The following is a 15,952-nucleotide window of genomic DNA, read 5'->3' on the forward strand; positions in this document are numbered from 1 at the left end:
ATAAAGGGATAAGGACGACGCTTAAAATAGTTCCTGACTCCCTTTTTTTGCTTTAAACCCCGTTTGAAGTACTTGATCTACCGTTCAAACTCATTGAAAAATGCCTTATATCACTATTCGTGGGGTTGACCACTATTACGAATGGGTTAGCACATCAGCCCCTTCCTCCCTGGATGAAAAGCCCCAGTCTGGTAAACCAGTCATGGTTTTTCTCCACGGTTGGGCAGGGTCAGCCCGGTACTGGCACAAGACGGCTCTGGCGTTAGCAGAGCAGTTTGACTGCTTGCTTTACGATTTGCGCGGATTTGGGCGATCGCGGTTTACTCGACCAATCTCATCAGACGTAACTGCGATCGGCTATGAACTGGAAAGCTATGCCGACGATTTGGCGGCTTTGTTAGATGCCTTTCAGCTCCTGCGGGTTTATCTCAATGCCCATTCGACTGGCTCCTCCATTGCGACGCTGTTTCTGAATCGCTATCCCGAGCAGGTAGAGCAAGCCATTTTGACCTGTAGCGGCATCTTTGAATATGACGAAAAAGCGTTTACTGCATTTCATAAATTTGGTGGATATGTTGTCAAGTTTCGACCACGCTGGTTAAGCTATTTACCGTTTGTGAATCGGCTCTTTATGGCACGCTTTTTGCGGCGATCGCTACCCGATGCCGTTAGCCGCGAGTTTATGGAAGATTTCCTGATGGCAGAATATGAAGCGGCGTTAGGGACGATCTATACCTCCGTTAGCCAGAGAGCTGCCGAAGAGATGCCGCAAGAATTTGCCAGGTTAACCGTGCCAACGCTGCTGGTATCCGGAGAATATGACCAGATTATTCCGGCTGAAATGGGCAGACAGGCGGCAGCCCTAAATCAGAACATTGACCATGTTGTGATGTCTAATACGGGTCATTTTCCGATGTTGGAAGATGAGGCTACCTATTTGCAGCACGTTCGGACATTTCTTAAGTTAGATAATGCCCCAACACCTGCCAACCGATAACGGTCAGGGCGGTTAAACCCTACTACTAAACCAGGCTGGTGCTCAATCCAGCCCTAGTTCACGCTTGAGCAGGCTAATTGACTTTGTGCCAATGTAGTTTTCACAGCAAACTAGTTGCGGTGGACGAATAATGTCTTCTCTGGCTTTGGAGACAGCGGTTTTGGTTGCGGCACAGCTCACTTGATCAAAGCTGAAGATACTTTGGGCATTACGAACCATGGCATTGAGCTTGTAAGTATCGTTGGGCTGAGCCGTCGTGACCAGCAGTTCATCTCCACGGAGACTGTGGACAATTACCTCAGCCGCTCGCAAAATGCCGGAACTGAGGCTGACCAACCCCAGACGGCTATCTTTTGGCAGTTTCAACAGCTTCTGAAATTCCTGAGCGTAGTCATAAATATCGACCGGGATGACCCGAACCGATTTGGGAGAGGCGATCGCCTCTGCTTCTCCAATAAAGTAACGACTTGTCACCACTGTTCCAGACCGCGCCTGGTCTAACACCTGCGCCAGCTCTTCCATTGGCACAAGCTGTACCGGAATTTGCAATGCCTGCTCCAGTTCAGACACCATCAGTTCACCCGCACCGATATCTTGTCCGGGGGTCGATACCAGTACCCGGGCACTACACCGTAACCGCCAGTCTACCTCCGAAAGAAATAGCTCGCGAGCCTGGCTTAACGAGCATCCCTGGCTTAACAGTTCGTCCAGGCTTTTTTGTACCAGTTTATAGGCTTGCGGATACTTTTCTGCCAGCGGGGAACGCCCTCCGGCGCTGCCGCCTTCATCGCCTTGCGCTCGGACATAAATGCCCGAACCGGCATGGGCATCGACTACACCATCGTCTTCGAGTTGGCGATAAACCTTGCTAATGGTATTACGGTGCAGCCCCGTTTGCATGGCTAGCTGCCGCGTGCTGGGCAAGCGATGCCCGGGGGGAAACTGGCGCGAGGCGATCGCAAAACGAATCTGGTTATAAAGCTGGGTAGATGCTGGAATTTCACTATCAGGTTGAATATGAAACTGAACCATAGGAGTCTCCACAGTGCTCCAATTGAGCAGGGTCTATTCGTAGTTTGCCACGTAACTTTTAGATAATTAGATCTACCGTTTGGAAGTTCTATTTTCCCGATATAAATGAGTTTTGTGAAGTATGCAAGTTATGGATTAACGCTAGAAAATGTTCAAGAAGAGATTACCTCAAAATGCTGTAACACTAAACCAATACAATTAACCTGCTGAGGTTTAGGTTGTATCTCGACGCAGGGACTCTACATTCCTAAGTTTATCAACAAACCTAATTAAATTACACCAAATTGAGCAATAAGAGGACGTTTAAGAGGGACATCAAAATCGCAGTTTGTAAAACGGAATGCTAGTTTTTACGCTGTTTGGAACCAGATGCTTTGATGGCTAGTTTTCGTTTCCTAAAGCAGGTTTAATTGAGTGTTTTACCAAAAGGTTATGTTTTTTTAGGAGTACTCACTGTAAAGATTGCATGGCAACTACTATCAAGAACTCCATGCGACCGGAGTTCTTCAAATTGCAATATTTGGACATTTCCTAACCCGGAGGGGCTGAAGCCCTTTAGGTACACCGGGCAAGGGAGGCGAACGCGGCACATTTGCTACTTTTCAAACAACCCTTTAGGATTGGTTCGGAGATTGAGCCACCTCGCTTTTATGGTAGATCAGGACATTCGTACGAGTAGCATCGCTGTTGTTAACGGCGACTTATCAATTGATGCGTATCTGGCAGAGCCAGTCGGTGCTGGATCGTTTCCTGCCGTTGTGGTGATTCAAGAGATCTTTGGAGTGAATGCTCACATCCGGGATGTCACAGAGCGGTTGGCTAAAGCCGGCTACGTTGCGATCGCCCCTGCTCTCTATCAGCGGCAGGCTCCCGGCTTTGAAGCGGGCTATACTCCGGAGGATATTCAACTGGGACGAGCCTATAAAGAACAAACGCAGGCCAGTGAGCTGTTGGGCGACATCCAGGGTGCGATTGCCCACCTCCAGCAATTGTCCACGGTGAAGCCAGATGCGATCGGCTGTATTGGCTTTTGCTTTGGTGGTCATGTGGCCTATCTTGCTGCCACCCTACCCCAGATTAAGGCAACAGCATCATTTTATGGGGCTGGCATTCCAACCTGGATTCCGGGTGGCGGTGCGCCCACGATTACCCAAACCTGCAAAATTCACGGTACGCTGTATGCCTTCTTTGGGCTGGACGATGCCAGTATTCCCCCTAACCATATCGATCAGATTGAGGCAGAGTTACAAAAACAGCAGGTTTCGCACCGTGTTTTTCGCTATCCAGCCGCCGCTCACGGTTTTTTCTGCGATCGGCGTAGCAGCTATCACGCCAAGGCCGCAACTGATGCCTGGAAGCAGGTGCAAGAATTGTTTCAGACCACCTTGTAGATGAATGTGTTAAAACACGGTTCAAACTTGAAAGGACGAAGTGGTTCGCGAGCATTCAAGCGGTCATGACCGCTACAGGTGGGTTCAACCTTAAACCCAGACGAACCCAAGGGGATGTTTGAAACGTTTCAAAAGCCTCCCGTAAGGGCTATAAATTAGCCCTTTAAAACATCCTCTAATATGTATTTGTTCAAATTGATTAATAACTTTATGCGATTTTCTGCCAGACTCGTCACGAATTGATTATATTGAGAAAACTCAACTGAGCCTGAGAGTCTTGCAAACCTGGTTAAACCGTTCATTCCGTCCGCAAGGGGAATCGCTTAAGTCAGCCGGTTTGGCCTGTTGCAAGAGATATTAATTTACTGTAGGAGGCTGACTTTTGTCCTTTTCCACTGACGACTTCGCTAAAGCTCTAGAACAGCATGACTACCAATTTCAACGGGGTCAGCTCGTGCGTGGCAAAATAGCAGGCCATGACTCAAGCGGAGCTTATGTTGACATTGGTGGTAAATCGGCTGCGTTTTTGCCTCTTGAGGAAGCCTCTTTACGGCGAGTCATGAACTTAGCCGACCTGCTACCGATCGACTCAGAACGAGAATTTTTGATTATCCGCGAACAAGACGCAGACGGGCAGGTCACACTCTCGATTCGACAGCTCGAAATTAAGAAAGCCTGGCAGCTCTTAGCGGAAATGCAAGAGGATGGCGCAACGATACAGGCGCGAGTTGGCGGTGTTAACAAAGGTGGCGTAACGGTTGATGTCCAGGGTATTCGTGGCTTTATTCCACGATCGCACCTAGTCGATCGCGGCGATCTAGAAGCGCTGGTGGGTAAAACGTTGACCGTCAGTTTCCTGGAAATTAACCCCGATAGCCGCAAGCTCGTTTTGTCGCAGCGGCTAGCAACCCAGGCGGCTAGCTTAAAGCAGCTACAAATTGGTCAGTTGGTTGACGGCAAAATTAGCGGCATCAAACCGTTTGGTGTATTTGTTGACTTTGACGGAACCACCGGGCTACTCCACATCAATCAAGTCAGTAAAAATTACGTCGCCTCGTTGCCAGCCATTTTTGAAGTAGGTCAGCCGATCAAAGCTGTCATCATTGATTTAGACGACGTTAAGCGACGGATTTCCCTTTCCACGAAAGTCTTGGAGAATTACCCTGGAGAGGTTTTAGAAAAAATGGGTGAGGTGATGGCAGACGCGGCAACCCGTGCTGAGAAGGTGCAAAAAACGATCGAGACACGGGGCGTTGAAGGACTCTAGGCTCGCTGGTAATGCCGTACTACCTGGGGCCTAGTTCTGACCCTCCAGCACCATAGATTCGCACTGCTTGCCGCAAGTTTCCGTGGTGTTCTGCCAACAGGCGATCGCCCGTTTCCGCATCGACCCCAGTCCAGTGCATCAGCAACGCCAGCTTGACCCGGCGACCGCTCTTTTCGAGCAAGAACGCTGCCGCTTCCCGATTTAAGTCCGTCAGATCTTGCAGCATCCGCAGGGCGCGATCGTGCAGCTTTTTGTTTGTGACGGCAACATCCACCATACGGTTGCCGTATACTTTTCCCAGCTTGACCATCACCCCGGTTGAGAGAATATTCAGCGCCAGTTTGGTTGCCGTGCCGGCCTTGAGGCGCGTCGATCCGGCTATAATTTCGGGGCCAACGAGCAAGCGGATATCAATATCAACCTCGCAGGGCACCTGCTCCGCCGGAACGCAAGCCATCATCACTGTGGTGGCTCCTCGCTGGCGCGCGGCACGCAGCGCCCCCTGCACAAACGGTGTTGTACCGCCGGCGCTAATGCCCACCACCACATCTAATGCTGTGATCTGGCGATGGGCGATCGCCTCCATGCCATCTTCGGCTCGATCTTCCAAATCTTCGGAACTGCGTACCAGCGCTCCGGCTCCCCCTGCAATAATGCCCTGCACCAGTTCCGGGGGCGTGCAGAAAGTAGGTGGACACTCCGCCGCATCTAAAACGCCTAAACGTCCGCTGGTTCCGGCACCCACATAAAACAAGCGCCCTCCCTGCCGTAGTGCCACAGCCGTGCGCTCGATCGCTTCTGCCAGAGCACTGCGAGCTGCTGCCACTGCTGCGATCGCCTGGGCATCTTCTTGATTAAACAGAGCGACCATATCCAGCGCCGTCAGTTCATCCAGATTATGACTATTCGGATTCACCTGCTCGGTGAGCAAGTGGCCTCGCTCTATAACTTGCTCTGTGCTTTCCATCGCCATACCGTATTGATGTCCTTCCAGTTCACAGTAACCCTTCTAGCTGACGGCGAATTCGATCCAGTTCAGAGTCCGAGAATTCGGATTCGCTCGATTCCGGTTGGGTTGCCTTTGTGCCTTCGGGTTGCCAGTCGGTAACGTCAACATTTTGATCAGGAGGCACGGCCAACATTCCTTCGGGAACGAGTTTACACTCATAGCCTGCCTCCCGACAAAATTCTTCAATTTCGTCGTCTTCAAACCTTTCTACCGCCGGGTTGGAAAAGTCTTGCGCTTCTAGCATCAGCCCAAACCGAGTCGCATCTTCTTCCGATTCAAACATCAATACGACGTTGCGATCGCCCACCTTTAGCGTATGAATTCCTTCATTTTCTGTGCGGGCATTAAATAGTAAAACGAACACTTGCATAGTTTTCCTAAGAATTCTGAACCAAGACTTGTTTCTACACTACTTCGACTGCCTCGACTGTCTATGGTAGTGGGGTAAAGGTTCTTTTAGGCAAGACCATGTGATTCTCAGTCTCAATTTTGGTAACGTCCACTTACATTGGCAAGTTTCTGAGATATGCTCTAATCGCCATTGTATTAGTACTAAAAAGCCTGTATGTTGAGCGCAGGTTTATTGAAGCTACCTTGTTCCTTTGGTAATCGTGACATCATCGATGGCGATGGTTTGTAGGGCGAGGACGAGATGACAAATTCTCCAAATTCAGGTCAAGAGCCTGAACCTGTAACCAGCCGCCGTTCACGACTTGGCTGGCGGCGTGCTGGTTTTTTGTTGGCAGGTGTTGTTTTAGTCGGGGGAATCGGCGGAGCCTGGTGGGCCTGGGTATTTATTCACGAACAGCTTGCCCCTTTAATCGAGCAAAATCTAAGACAAACTTTAAATCGTCCCGTCGATCTGGGAGACCTGGAGACGATTAACCTGAACGGGCTGCGGTTTGGGCCGTCAGAACTGCCACCCACTGAAACTGATGCCGATCGCGCCACTGTTGAAACGGTAGCGGTTGGGTTCAACCTGTTAGAACTATTGACGACGCGAACGCTGCGGCTAGACATCACGCTAGCTGAAGCCGATTTGTATGTTGACCAAACGCCAGACGGACGCTGGATTATCACCGAAATTCAGCAGCAAGAATCGGAAGGGCCGATTCGGACAGAACTGAATGAAATTCGAGTCAGGAATTCGCGGTTAGTCGTTGCTCCGCATCCAAACGTGCGCCAAGCTACCGATGCAACCGACCCGCCGCTTCCAGCCGCAGAACGATCGCTAATTACGTTAACTGATGTAAACGGTGCTGCGGTCTTTCGCAACCGGAACCAGCAAATTTCCTATGACGTTTCAGGTCGTCTCGTTTCGAGCGGCCAACTCCAAATTCAAGGCGAAACTGACTTAGAAACCAGAGAAACAATCCTGCGAGTTCGCAGTCAAGACCTGCTGGCAACCGATGTTAATCAGCTTATTCCCTTGCCGCTTGACCTCACTGCCGGGTTGTTAAACACCGATTTAGAGGTGCAATTTCCCCCGGACGATGAGCCGCTCGACCTGTTTGGAACGGTGCAATTTCAAGATGCCACGGTCGTTATTGAGAACGTTCCCAATCTCTTTAGTCAGGGCAACGGCACGCTGCGCTTTAACGAACAGCAAATTTTCTTCCAGAATGTGCGGGCGCTCTATGGTGAAATTCCGCTGATTGCTGGGGGAAGTCTGCACACCCAAAATGGATATAACCTCACTGCCAGAGTGCCCAACGCCACTGTGGCGCAGTTGCTCAACACGTTTGACCTGGACACTCCAGTTCCGGTGGCAGGCAATCTGCGTGCCGATTTGGATTTGGCTGGCGCGATCGACAGCCCTCTGCTCACCGGAATTGCAACCAGCATTCGCACGGCACGGGTCGATCGGGTTGATGTTGAAAACGTGCGGACTCGCTTTACTCTGACCCCTCAAGGATTGACGTTTAACGAAATTGCGGCCAACCCTACGGTGGGTGGGCAAGTTACAGGCAATGGTCGCATTGAATTTGGCGATCGCGGCGGCGTGGTGTTTGATATCCAGGGGCAAAACGTGCCCGGCGATCCGATTGCTCGTCTCTATGGCTTCAACGCTGAACAGATCAACATTGGACAAGTGAACGCTAATGCCCAGGTGTTTGGGCCATTGGGTGATTTTCAAACGATCGTTAACTGGCGTGCGCCAGAAGGAACCTATCCAGCTCAAGGCGAGATCGTGGTCGCTGGCGGCACTACTCAGTTTCGCAATACGGTGCTGCAAGTGGCAGGTGGAACGGTGCGCGGCAGAGGCCAGATTGTTGACCGACGCTGGCAGGCGGTTGTCGATGCATCTCAAATTCAATTGGCTCGTTTTTCGAGCGATTTGCGCGGACTGTTTGGCGGCAGTTTTCAACTGTCTGGCAGCCTTGATGATGTCAGGCCAGAGGCGATTCAAGCGCAGGGAAATGCCCAATTTTCTAGAGGTATCGGCCCAATCGATCGCTCTCTTACGGCCAACGTTCGCTGGCTGGGCGATCGCGTTCGGGTAGACCAGGCTACTGCAACTGGCTTCCGCGCCGACGGTTTTGTTTTAACCCAGGTGGAAGGGGAAGGTGCCCCGGCTATCACGGGCTTAGACTTGAACCTGGCACTGCAAGATTACGACCTCAACGAATTGTCTTTCCCCATTCCTGAGGCGGTGCTCGTTGCCGGACAGGCTGACTTTACCGGACGCTTAACCGGAACGCCAGCCAGCCCCAATTTGGTCGGTGCCCTCCAGCTAGAAGGGTTGGCCGTTAATACGATCGCCTTTGAACCTGTGCTGAGTGGCGACATTCGCTATTCTGCCCAGGGGTTAGACTTAAACGTAGCGGGTTCCCGTGATCAAATTCAGGTGGCGCTGAACGCCCAAAACCGTCCGACCTCCTTCTTGATTCAGCGAGACGAGACGATCGCCATCGGGGAAGGAGATGGGGAACGGCTGGCCGCCGAGCTACGCAACTTCCCGCTGGCTGTGCTAAATATTGCTCCGGCTGAGCAGTTTGGCGTTGGCAGCGTGCGGGGAACGCTGAACGGTAACTTCAACCTCAACATTGCCGATTTGTCCAATCCGCAGGTGGTGGGGGAAGTGGCGATCGCCGACCCCGCTCTTGGTTACATTGCTGGCGACAGCTTTACGGGTCAAATCCGCTACATCAACGGTGTTGCCACTTTAAACAACGGTGAATTGCAGCAAGCGGGAAGCCGCTATCTGATATCAGGCAACTTTGACTCCCAGGCCAAACAGCTACAGGGACAAATTACGGCTGAACCTGGCCGGGTTGAGGATATCTTAACGGCTCTGCAAATCTTTGAACTGAGCGATTTTGGCCGGGGCTTTCGTTCTCCCACCTATGACCCAGCGATCGCCGTTGCGCCAGTTGGGGTTGGCAATCCCAATACCTCCCTGCTCAACCAGCTTCGTCGCTTCTCGGAAATCGCCGTTTTGCGTCAACAGCAAATTGCCCAACGAGAAGAGGCCAATTTTTTACCTGACCTCAGCAGTTTAGAAGGGATATTCACTGGGCAAGTGGACATTGCCTTTGCGCCACAAACTGGCGTTGAACTCGACTTCAGCCTGCGTGGGCAAGATTGGGTCTGGGAAGACTATCAGGTTGATCAAATTGTTGCCGACGGCAGCCTGTCTAATGGAGTTGTAACGTTACTGCCGCTGCGGTTTGAATCTGACGAAACGCTGCTCACTTTCTCTGGGCAAGTGGGAGGAGAAGAACAGTCGGGTCAGCTTCGCGCCCAAAACGTCCCCGCAGAAGCCCTGGTAGATTTGTTTGATGTGCCGCTTGATATTGCAGGCGACCTCAACGCCACGGCAACGCTGTCGGGTAGCCTGGGAAATCCACAAGTGCTGGGGGAAATCACCCTGACCGATGCCACGCTTAGCGATACCGCCGTTCAGGGGGCGAGAAGCATCTTTGGCTATAGTGATGCCCGTCTCAACTTCGATGGCCGAGTGGTGGTCATTGAGGAAAATCAACCGCTCACCGTGGTTGGAAACATCCCTTACGCCTTCCCCTTTATGACCAGGCAGCCCGACACAGACGAACTGAGTCTGGACGTGGACGTTGCCAATGAGGGGTTGGGGCTAATCAACCTGCTTACCAATCAAGTAGCGTGGCGTGGTGGCGAAGGAGCCGTCAATCTTCAAGTTCGGGGCACGCTATCCCAACCGCGAGCAAATGGAATTGCAACCTTTGATGGTGCCCGGTTCACCTCGCAAGCGTTGCCAGAACCGATCACTGATGTGACCGGAACGGTGCTGTTTAATACCGATCGCATTGTGGTTGAATCGCTTCAGGGACAGTTTAGCGATGGTGCTGTTGCGGCTCAGGGGATCATTCCAATCTTCTTACCGCTTCCAGCAACTAGCCCCGATCGGGCTACACCGCTCACCGTAGCGTTAGATGGTATCGACCTCAACTTTAAAGGACTGTATAACGGCGGCGTGGAAGGACAGGCAATCATCACGGGCACTGCGCTTGCTCCGATGATTGGCGGTAACATTTTGCTTAGCAACGGTCGTATTGCTATTCCAGATGGCTCTGAAGCTGGTACCCCCGGTGCGGGTGGAGCCGGTATCCCCGCCGCAGATGAGGAAACCCCCATTCAACTCGACAACTTAATGTTGACGCTGGGGAATAATTTGCAAGTCACTCGAGAACCGCTGCTTAGCTTTGTGGCAACAGGCGATTTAGTGGTCAACGGTACGCTTAGCGATCTGCGTCCAGACGGTGTTATTAATCTCCGCAGTGGTCAGGTTAATCTATTTACCAGCCAATTCAATCTGGCGCGGCGTTATCCCAATACGGTGACGTTTGATCCCGATGATGGGCTAGATCCGTTCCTTGATGTGCAATTGGTGACCTCTGTTCTAGAGGTGACTCGGGCACCGTTATTCCAGCAATCTGCTTCGCCGTTCTTTAGTTCTGAAGTAGCGGATGTCAGCTCGGCAGCAGAGTTTGGCGAGGTTCAAACCGTTCGAGTCGAAGCAACCGTGACGGGGCCAGCCAGTGAAATCTACGACAACTTGGAACTCTCGAGCAGTCCGTCTCGTTCGGATACTGAGTTAATTGCCTTATTGGGTGGCGGTTTCATTGATACGCTGGGTCGAGGAGATGCCACTTTGGCGATCGCCAACTTAGCGGGTTCTGCCTTGCTCAGCAATGTGCAAAACTTGATCGGCAATACCTTGGGCTTAAGCGAGTTTCGCCTGTTTCCCACCACCATCATCAATGATGAAGAGCGCACTTCTACCTTTGGGCTGGCTGCTGAGCTAGGCACCGACATTACTGACAATATTTCAGTCTCGCTGTTGCAGGTCTTGACGGCTGAAGTGCCCACGCAATATAACATCCGCTATCGCTTAACGGATGAATTCCTGCTGCGCGGTGCAACGAACCTATCGGGCGACAGCCGTGCGGTTCTGGAGTTTAGAACCAGTTTTTGATAACGCTTGTGTTTGTGCAGGAGGCTATGCTATTCTTGAAATCCTTGCGGACGCATAGCTCAGTTGGTTAGAGCACCACGTTGACATCGTGGGGGTCACTGGTTCGAGTCCAGTTGTGTCCATTCTACAGAGTCTATTTTTCATAGCAGCCGTCTCAACTAATCGGTGCTGCGATCGCTACAATTGCTAATTTATGGACTAACTCTAGCCTGGAAACAGCAACAAAGTGCCGACCAGCAGGGTGACAAGAATGGCGTTATAGGACGCATGATCGGCTGTACTGGCGAGAACTCCCATCTCTTCTGCCCGAATCGAATCCTTCGTTTTATGCCAGTGGCGATCGCGCACATACTTGTACCGACAGGCAAACAAAAAACCTGGCACAATTAAGACAAATCCACCCAAAAGCGGGATTCCAACTAATAGATGAACCATGCCAAACTGGACGGAGCGAATACCAATTTTTCGCCAAGTGTTGGCACCTTTACGAAAGATTCGTTCCTCTAGCATTGCCCAAAATGGAATTCCTAGCAATAGCAATAGCCAAAAAGCAATCACAAAAACAACGGTCAATATTTTCAGGGTATTGCTGTTGAGGCCAGTGGCAATTGTTCCCAGAAAAGTATGCTCCAACAAGGCAGGCGATGGGCTGACTGCCACATGTATCAACGCAACAGAATGCCGGATTATGTCAGCGGAATTAGCAAGAGAATGGCTCCCCCACTCTGGATAGGCTTCTACTAAGTTGAACGGCTGGAAAATAATGTTGCCAGGTTGACCAAACACAGCATCGGCCCATCCCCATCGCATGAAGGGCAGTGCATGATGATCTGCGAATGTGTACAGTTGTAGGGTTACTACAATGATTCCGATCGCGCGCAGATAAGTGAGAATGCCACAACCGAAATAGGTTTGCCAAATAAAATGAATTCGTGAGCGGTTTTTCCACAAATCTACAGCAATCAAAACAATAATACCTACCGAAAGCGCGATCGGTAGAGCATCCTTAATGCTTTCGATCCACGTTCCTTTTCCATAGGCTAAAACCCCAATAAATCCGATTAGGAAAAACAGGCGATACTTCAAAAAATTGAGAATGATCAGCCAATCTTTCGCTAGTTTTGCTCGAGTATTTGAACGGGTACAATATTTCAAAAACTGGCCTGACATAGCGAGGCTAACAACTTTATAGAGTGCAGCGTAGTAACAGTCGGGTTGAAGCTCTAATGCTTGCTCAAAACTGGCGATCGCCTGCTCATATTGTCCAGCCTGGGTCAAGTACCAACCCCGATGGCAAAGCAAATTCGCTTGGGCTTGATTAGACCTCAGCGCATTGCTGGTCGGCGGATGGTCTGGAGCGTTCCCCTCCTGCTCGGATGGCTCATTGTCATCGGTCGTAGAATCTCGACTAAAAGGCATAAAGACTGAATTGATGAGAATAAAGTGGGATTGGGCAGTTCAAACGATATGCTAGAAACCGTCTATCAATTAGACAACGTTCGTCTGTTTTAAGGAGGTTCTACAATGACGGCAGGGCACGATCCTGTAAAGTTGATGAAGCAGCAGGTCGGCAGATCGGCGGCTGAGCGAGTGCAATCTGGGTCTATTGTTGGTTTGGGAACGGGATCAACAACTGCCTTTGCCATTCAGTTTATTGGTGAGCGTCTTAAATCTGGTGACTTGAAAGATATCAAAGGCGTTCCAACTTCTTTCCAAGCGTCGGTTTTAGCAAAGCAATATGGAATTCCTCTCACAACTCTAGATGAGATTGAGACAATTGATATTGCAATTGATGGAGCAGATGAAGTTGATCCGCAAAAGAATTTAATCAAGGGCGGTGGAGCAGCTCATACTCGCGAGAAGGTGGTCGATGGCCTGGCCGACCTGTTTATTGTTGTGGTTGATAGCTCCAAAATTGTCGATCAATTGGGTACTACGTTTCCGTTGCCAGTTGAGGTTTTGCCAATGGCTGTTAGTCCAGTTACACGGGCGATCGAAAAGCTAGGCGGCAAATCGGAACTGCGGATGGGAGTGAAGAAGGATGGCCCTGTAATTACCGATCAAGGCAATATGGTTCTAGATGTTGACTTTGGGGCGATCGCGGACCCAGCCGCCTTGGAGAAAACAATCAACAACATTCCAGGCGTTCTAGAAAACGGCCTATTTGTTGGTTTGGCGGATGTCGTGCTGATCGGTGAAATTCAAGGGGAACAGCCCTCTGTGCGGGAACTCTAACGCAATCAGTGAAGGGTTGAACTCCTATCCATTTGATGATGCGTACGGAGCCTACTTTAATACTCGTCAGCATTGAAGCAGCGTAACTCAACCACAATTGAAAAGGCAGAGGGATAGCCCTCTGCCTTGTGTTGTATTCGGATGAAAGTTTAGATGCAGTAACGAGTTAGGGACACAGCGTAGCGTCGTCTCCACGGCTCAACGTTTGTGTGGCTCCCAGGATCGTTTGCAAAACGACACACCGTCTGCTTCCGCCCGTGGCTGGGGTTGTAACTCGAATGGCAATGGGTAAATTTAGATCGGCAGCAACGGTTCCGGAGGCATCAAACTGAATTTGACTGACGGCAGTACCAGCATTGTCTACCGCTTGCAGATTAATGGCGGTAGGCGAGATCTCGCCAACGCCTAATTGTTGGGTAATTCCTCTCACTGTAATTGTCGGAGGAATAGCGGTTGGATTGAAGCCAAGGATTTGAGGCTGGCGGCTGCGAATTGCGTCTGACTGAGTTTGCCGGATTCCCTGGAGAATCTGATCGCTCATGGCCGTTGCCCGTCGATTGTTCAAGAAAGCCAGCCAGCTTGGAGCGGCGATCGCCGCCAACGCTCCAACAATTGCTATGACGATCAGCAGTTCGATGAGTGAGAATCCGGCGATCGAACGCTTTGGACATCCCTTATTTGTCATGTTCTCCACGCTCAGTCTATATAGTTCAGTTGAAATGTCTTGAGACTAGTTGGTTGTTGCCCCTGGGTTTTTGCCGAGAACTCCACGGCTAAGAACCTGGGTTTGTAATGTAGGCAAAAACCCAGCATCCGATCGCACGCCTGCTCGACCGTAAGCATTGCCTCTAACAAACAGAAGCACATCACGATTTTCCCCTGCGCTCAGTCCGATGTTTACACAGGCGTAAACGCTTCTGACACCGCTAAACTTTCCAGTTAGCATCGAATTTGGAGGAGACATGCTGTATCCAGTGGGGCAGGTGGAAAAGTTAGTTGAGGTGATGACGGCTCCACTGCCATCATCCACAAAGTCAACCAACGTGACTGGATCACCCGTGGGGCGCGCACTGGGTTTGACATCATTCTTATCCAGAGGCCACTTATCAAACGATCCTAATGAAGCAGGGTTGGCATAGCCTGCCACTGCGTCACCTTTACTATTGAACTGAGTCAGAGCATAACGAGTGATTCTGGCGCGTCCTTTCCAGATGTCCGTCGGTTGATTGAGTGCCAGTGAATACACCACCAGTGAATACGAACTGGCTGCCTGACAGGGTGTGCCAACGGCTTCAGTATTCTTGGCGCATTTGTCTCGAACCGCGCTAGGAATGGGTTGTTGCTTCCAAAAAGCGATGATAGGAACGCTTCTGTCAGTCTTAAGGGTAGCCGGAATGTAGTCGGCAAGTCCCGGACAGTAGGGAATTGGCGGGTTCTTGCTGAGGTCTTCTGTTTGACCTGCCAGACATTCACCGGTGTAGATGTAGGTTGCTTCACGCAGCTCTGCACCGATGTAGTCCAAAGCGAGCTGCATTTCCCGTTGCGTTTCGGTGAGTGAAGACTCGCGCTGATCGGTGGTAGTCAGTTCTACAACAACATACATCAAGCCAGAAACAATGCCGCCTGCAATTAACATGACAACCAGCAGTTCAAGGAGCGTGAATCCTTTCGTTCGCTGCTGGCTAAATGCGTACCGGAAGCGCCTCATTCGAGAGAGTAAAGATGTTTTCACCATGATTGTTTTGCCCAGCTTGGGTTGGTTTAGTCCTAAGAGCTTCAGGTACGCTAATCGCACGCACGTGCAGTGTTCGTAGTTTGGTAGTTACAGAGGGCAAAGCTCTGATCGCTCCAGGTGATATTGGAGTAGAAAACGGCCAGGGGGCGTTTACGCTGGCTTCCCTGTCCGGACGTTAGCTGTAAAGATGCCTGCCTGACAGGATTATCTAACCCAGTCAGGGTGTTGTTGTCGCCGGCGATCGCCGCATAAACCCGAAGGCCGATCTGAAAATTGGTCGGTCGATTCTTATTTGTGGCTTTTTCTCCATCTGAAATCGCATTTGCGGTTTGGGTTCGATAGATCTGCACTAAAAAGTCGGTTTCGCAATCGCCGTCAATATCCACCTTAAGTGCTGTGTTGGCTGGAATTTGCTGACCTGTATACGTCCCACAACTGCTACGGATAGACTTCATCTGCGCTGAAATAGCGGAGGGAGGCGCATATGTTTCTGGCTTGGTAAGCCCGGTCACTATTGCTGGCAATTTGTCGGGATAGTGTTCGCTTTTTTCGACTAATACCTGAATGCGATCGATCTCTCCTTGTGCAAGCTGAAACGCTTGTTCTGCCCGTCGATTTTGAACTCGGGTTGCCGTTGCCACAAACAAAGGAGGTGTCACCATAACCACGGTGAGGCTAATGATAGCGATCGCCATCAAACACTCTAATAACGTAAACCCTTGTTCTAAGCGACTATCTTGAGACGGCGGGTGTTTGGCGGATTGGGGAGGGGGGGTAGCCCCCCTCCTGCTGAGTTGCTGTAATAGGACAGTGAGCAGTGACATGGGTGGC

General features: G+C 50.8%; 12 protein-coding genes and 1 tRNA gene. 6 read left to right on the plus strand and 7 right to left on the minus strand.

Annotated features, from left to right (window positions below; genetic code table 11):
- The first annotated feature begins 100 nt into the window (after window positions 1–100).
- Window positions 101–997, plus strand: a complete 897-nt coding sequence (locus IQ268_RS03880; protein ID WP_193875723.1) for an alpha/beta fold hydrolase — start codon at window positions 101–103, stop codon at window positions 995–997.
- Window positions 998–1,039: 42 nt separating this feature from the next.
- On the opposite strand, the gene IQ268_RS03885 is transcribed toward IQ268_RS03880, so the two are convergent.
- Entirely contained in the window at window positions 1,040–2,029 is a 990-nt protein-coding gene (locus IQ268_RS03885; protein ID WP_193875724.1) for a GntR family transcriptional regulator, read from the minus strand.
- Between the two features lie 650 nt (window positions 2,030–2,679).
- Here IQ268_RS03885 and IQ268_RS03890 point away from each other — a divergent pair.
- Complete coding sequence (locus IQ268_RS03890; RefSeq protein WP_193875725.1) at window positions 2,680–3,420, plus strand: dienelactone hydrolase family protein; 741 nt, start codon at window positions 2,680–2,682, stop codon at window positions 3,418–3,420.
- A 382-nt stretch (window positions 3,421–3,802) separates the two neighbouring features.
- A complete protein-coding gene (locus IQ268_RS03895) occupies window positions 3,803–4,687 on the plus strand; it encodes a S1 RNA-binding domain-containing protein (protein WP_193875726.1) in 885 nt (294 codons plus the stop codon).
- 19 nt (window positions 4,688–4,706) lie between these two features.
- Here IQ268_RS03895 and murQ read toward each other — a convergent pair whose 3' ends face one another.
- Window positions 4,707–5,654: an N-acetylmuramic acid 6-phosphate etherase gene (gene murQ, locus IQ268_RS03900; RefSeq protein ID WP_193875727.1), complete on the minus strand. Its 948-nt coding sequence runs from the start codon at window positions 5,652–5,654 to the stop codon at window positions 4,707–4,709.
- A gap of 28 nt (window positions 5,655–5,682) precedes the next feature.
- Window positions 5,683–6,066 (minus strand): DUF3110 domain-containing protein, encoded by a 384-nt coding sequence (locus IQ268_RS03905; RefSeq protein WP_193875728.1) that lies wholly within the window; start codon window positions 6,064–6,066, stop codon window positions 5,683–5,685.
- A gap of 282 nt (window positions 6,067–6,348) precedes the next feature.
- Between IQ268_RS03905 and IQ268_RS03910 the strand changes: the two genes are divergently transcribed.
- Both IQ268_RS03910 and IQ268_RS03915 read left to right on the plus strand, forming a co-directional pair.
- Window positions 6,349–11,151, plus strand: coding sequence for a translocation/assembly module TamB domain-containing protein (locus IQ268_RS03910; protein ID WP_193875730.1), 4,803 nt, complete (start codon window positions 6,349–6,351; stop codon window positions 11,149–11,151).
- Window positions 11,152–11,199: 48 nt separating this feature from the next.
- A tRNA-Val gene (locus IQ268_RS03915) sits at window positions 11,200–11,273 on the plus strand.
- Between the two features lie 82 nt (window positions 11,274–11,355).
- On the opposite strand, the gene IQ268_RS03920 is transcribed toward IQ268_RS03915, so the two are convergent.
- Window positions 11,356–12,570: a tetratricopeptide repeat protein gene (locus tag IQ268_RS03920; protein ID WP_193875732.1), complete on the minus strand. Its 1,215-nt coding sequence runs from the start codon at window positions 12,568–12,570 to the stop codon at window positions 11,356–11,358.
- A gap of 105 nt (window positions 12,571–12,675) precedes the next feature.
- Here IQ268_RS03920 and rpiA point away from each other — a divergent pair, with 105 nt between their 5' ends.
- On the plus strand, window positions 12,676–13,386 hold the full coding sequence (gene rpiA, locus IQ268_RS03925) for a ribose-5-phosphate isomerase RpiA (RefSeq protein ID WP_193875734.1): 711 nt from the start codon (window positions 12,676–12,678) through the stop codon (window positions 13,384–13,386).
- Between the two features lie 166 nt (window positions 13,387–13,552).
- Here the strand turns inward: rpiA and IQ268_RS03930 are convergent, their stop codons facing one another.
- Genes IQ268_RS03930 through IQ268_RS03940 form a run of 3 tightly spaced genes read right to left on the minus strand, consistent with a single transcriptional unit; the run spans window position 13,553 to window position 15,945 of the window.
- Window positions 13,553–14,071, minus strand: a complete 519-nt coding sequence (locus tag IQ268_RS03930) for a Tfp pilus assembly protein FimT/FimU (RefSeq protein ID WP_193875736.1) — start codon at window positions 14,069–14,071, stop codon at window positions 13,553–13,555.
- A 45-nt stretch (window positions 14,072–14,116) separates the two neighbouring features.
- Window positions 14,117–15,121 carry a prepilin-type N-terminal cleavage/methylation domain-containing protein gene (locus IQ268_RS03935; RefSeq protein WP_193875738.1) on the minus strand — a complete coding sequence of 335 codons (1,005 nt, stop codon included), beginning with the start codon at window positions 15,119–15,121 and terminating at the stop codon, window positions 14,117–14,119.
- 50 nt (window positions 15,122–15,171) lie between these two features.
- Window positions 15,172–15,945 carry a prepilin-type N-terminal cleavage/methylation domain-containing protein gene (locus IQ268_RS03940; RefSeq protein WP_193875740.1) on the minus strand — a complete coding sequence of 258 codons (774 nt, stop codon included), beginning with the start codon at window positions 15,943–15,945 and terminating at the stop codon, window positions 15,172–15,174.
- Between the last annotated feature and the right edge of the window lie 7 nt (window positions 15,946–15,952).

Origin of the sequence: Oculatella sp. LEGE 06141, assembly GCF_015207605.1 — a bacterium.
In the GTDB taxonomy this organism is placed as follows: domain Bacteria; phylum Cyanobacteriota; class Cyanobacteriia; order Elainellales; family Elainellaceae; genus Oculatella.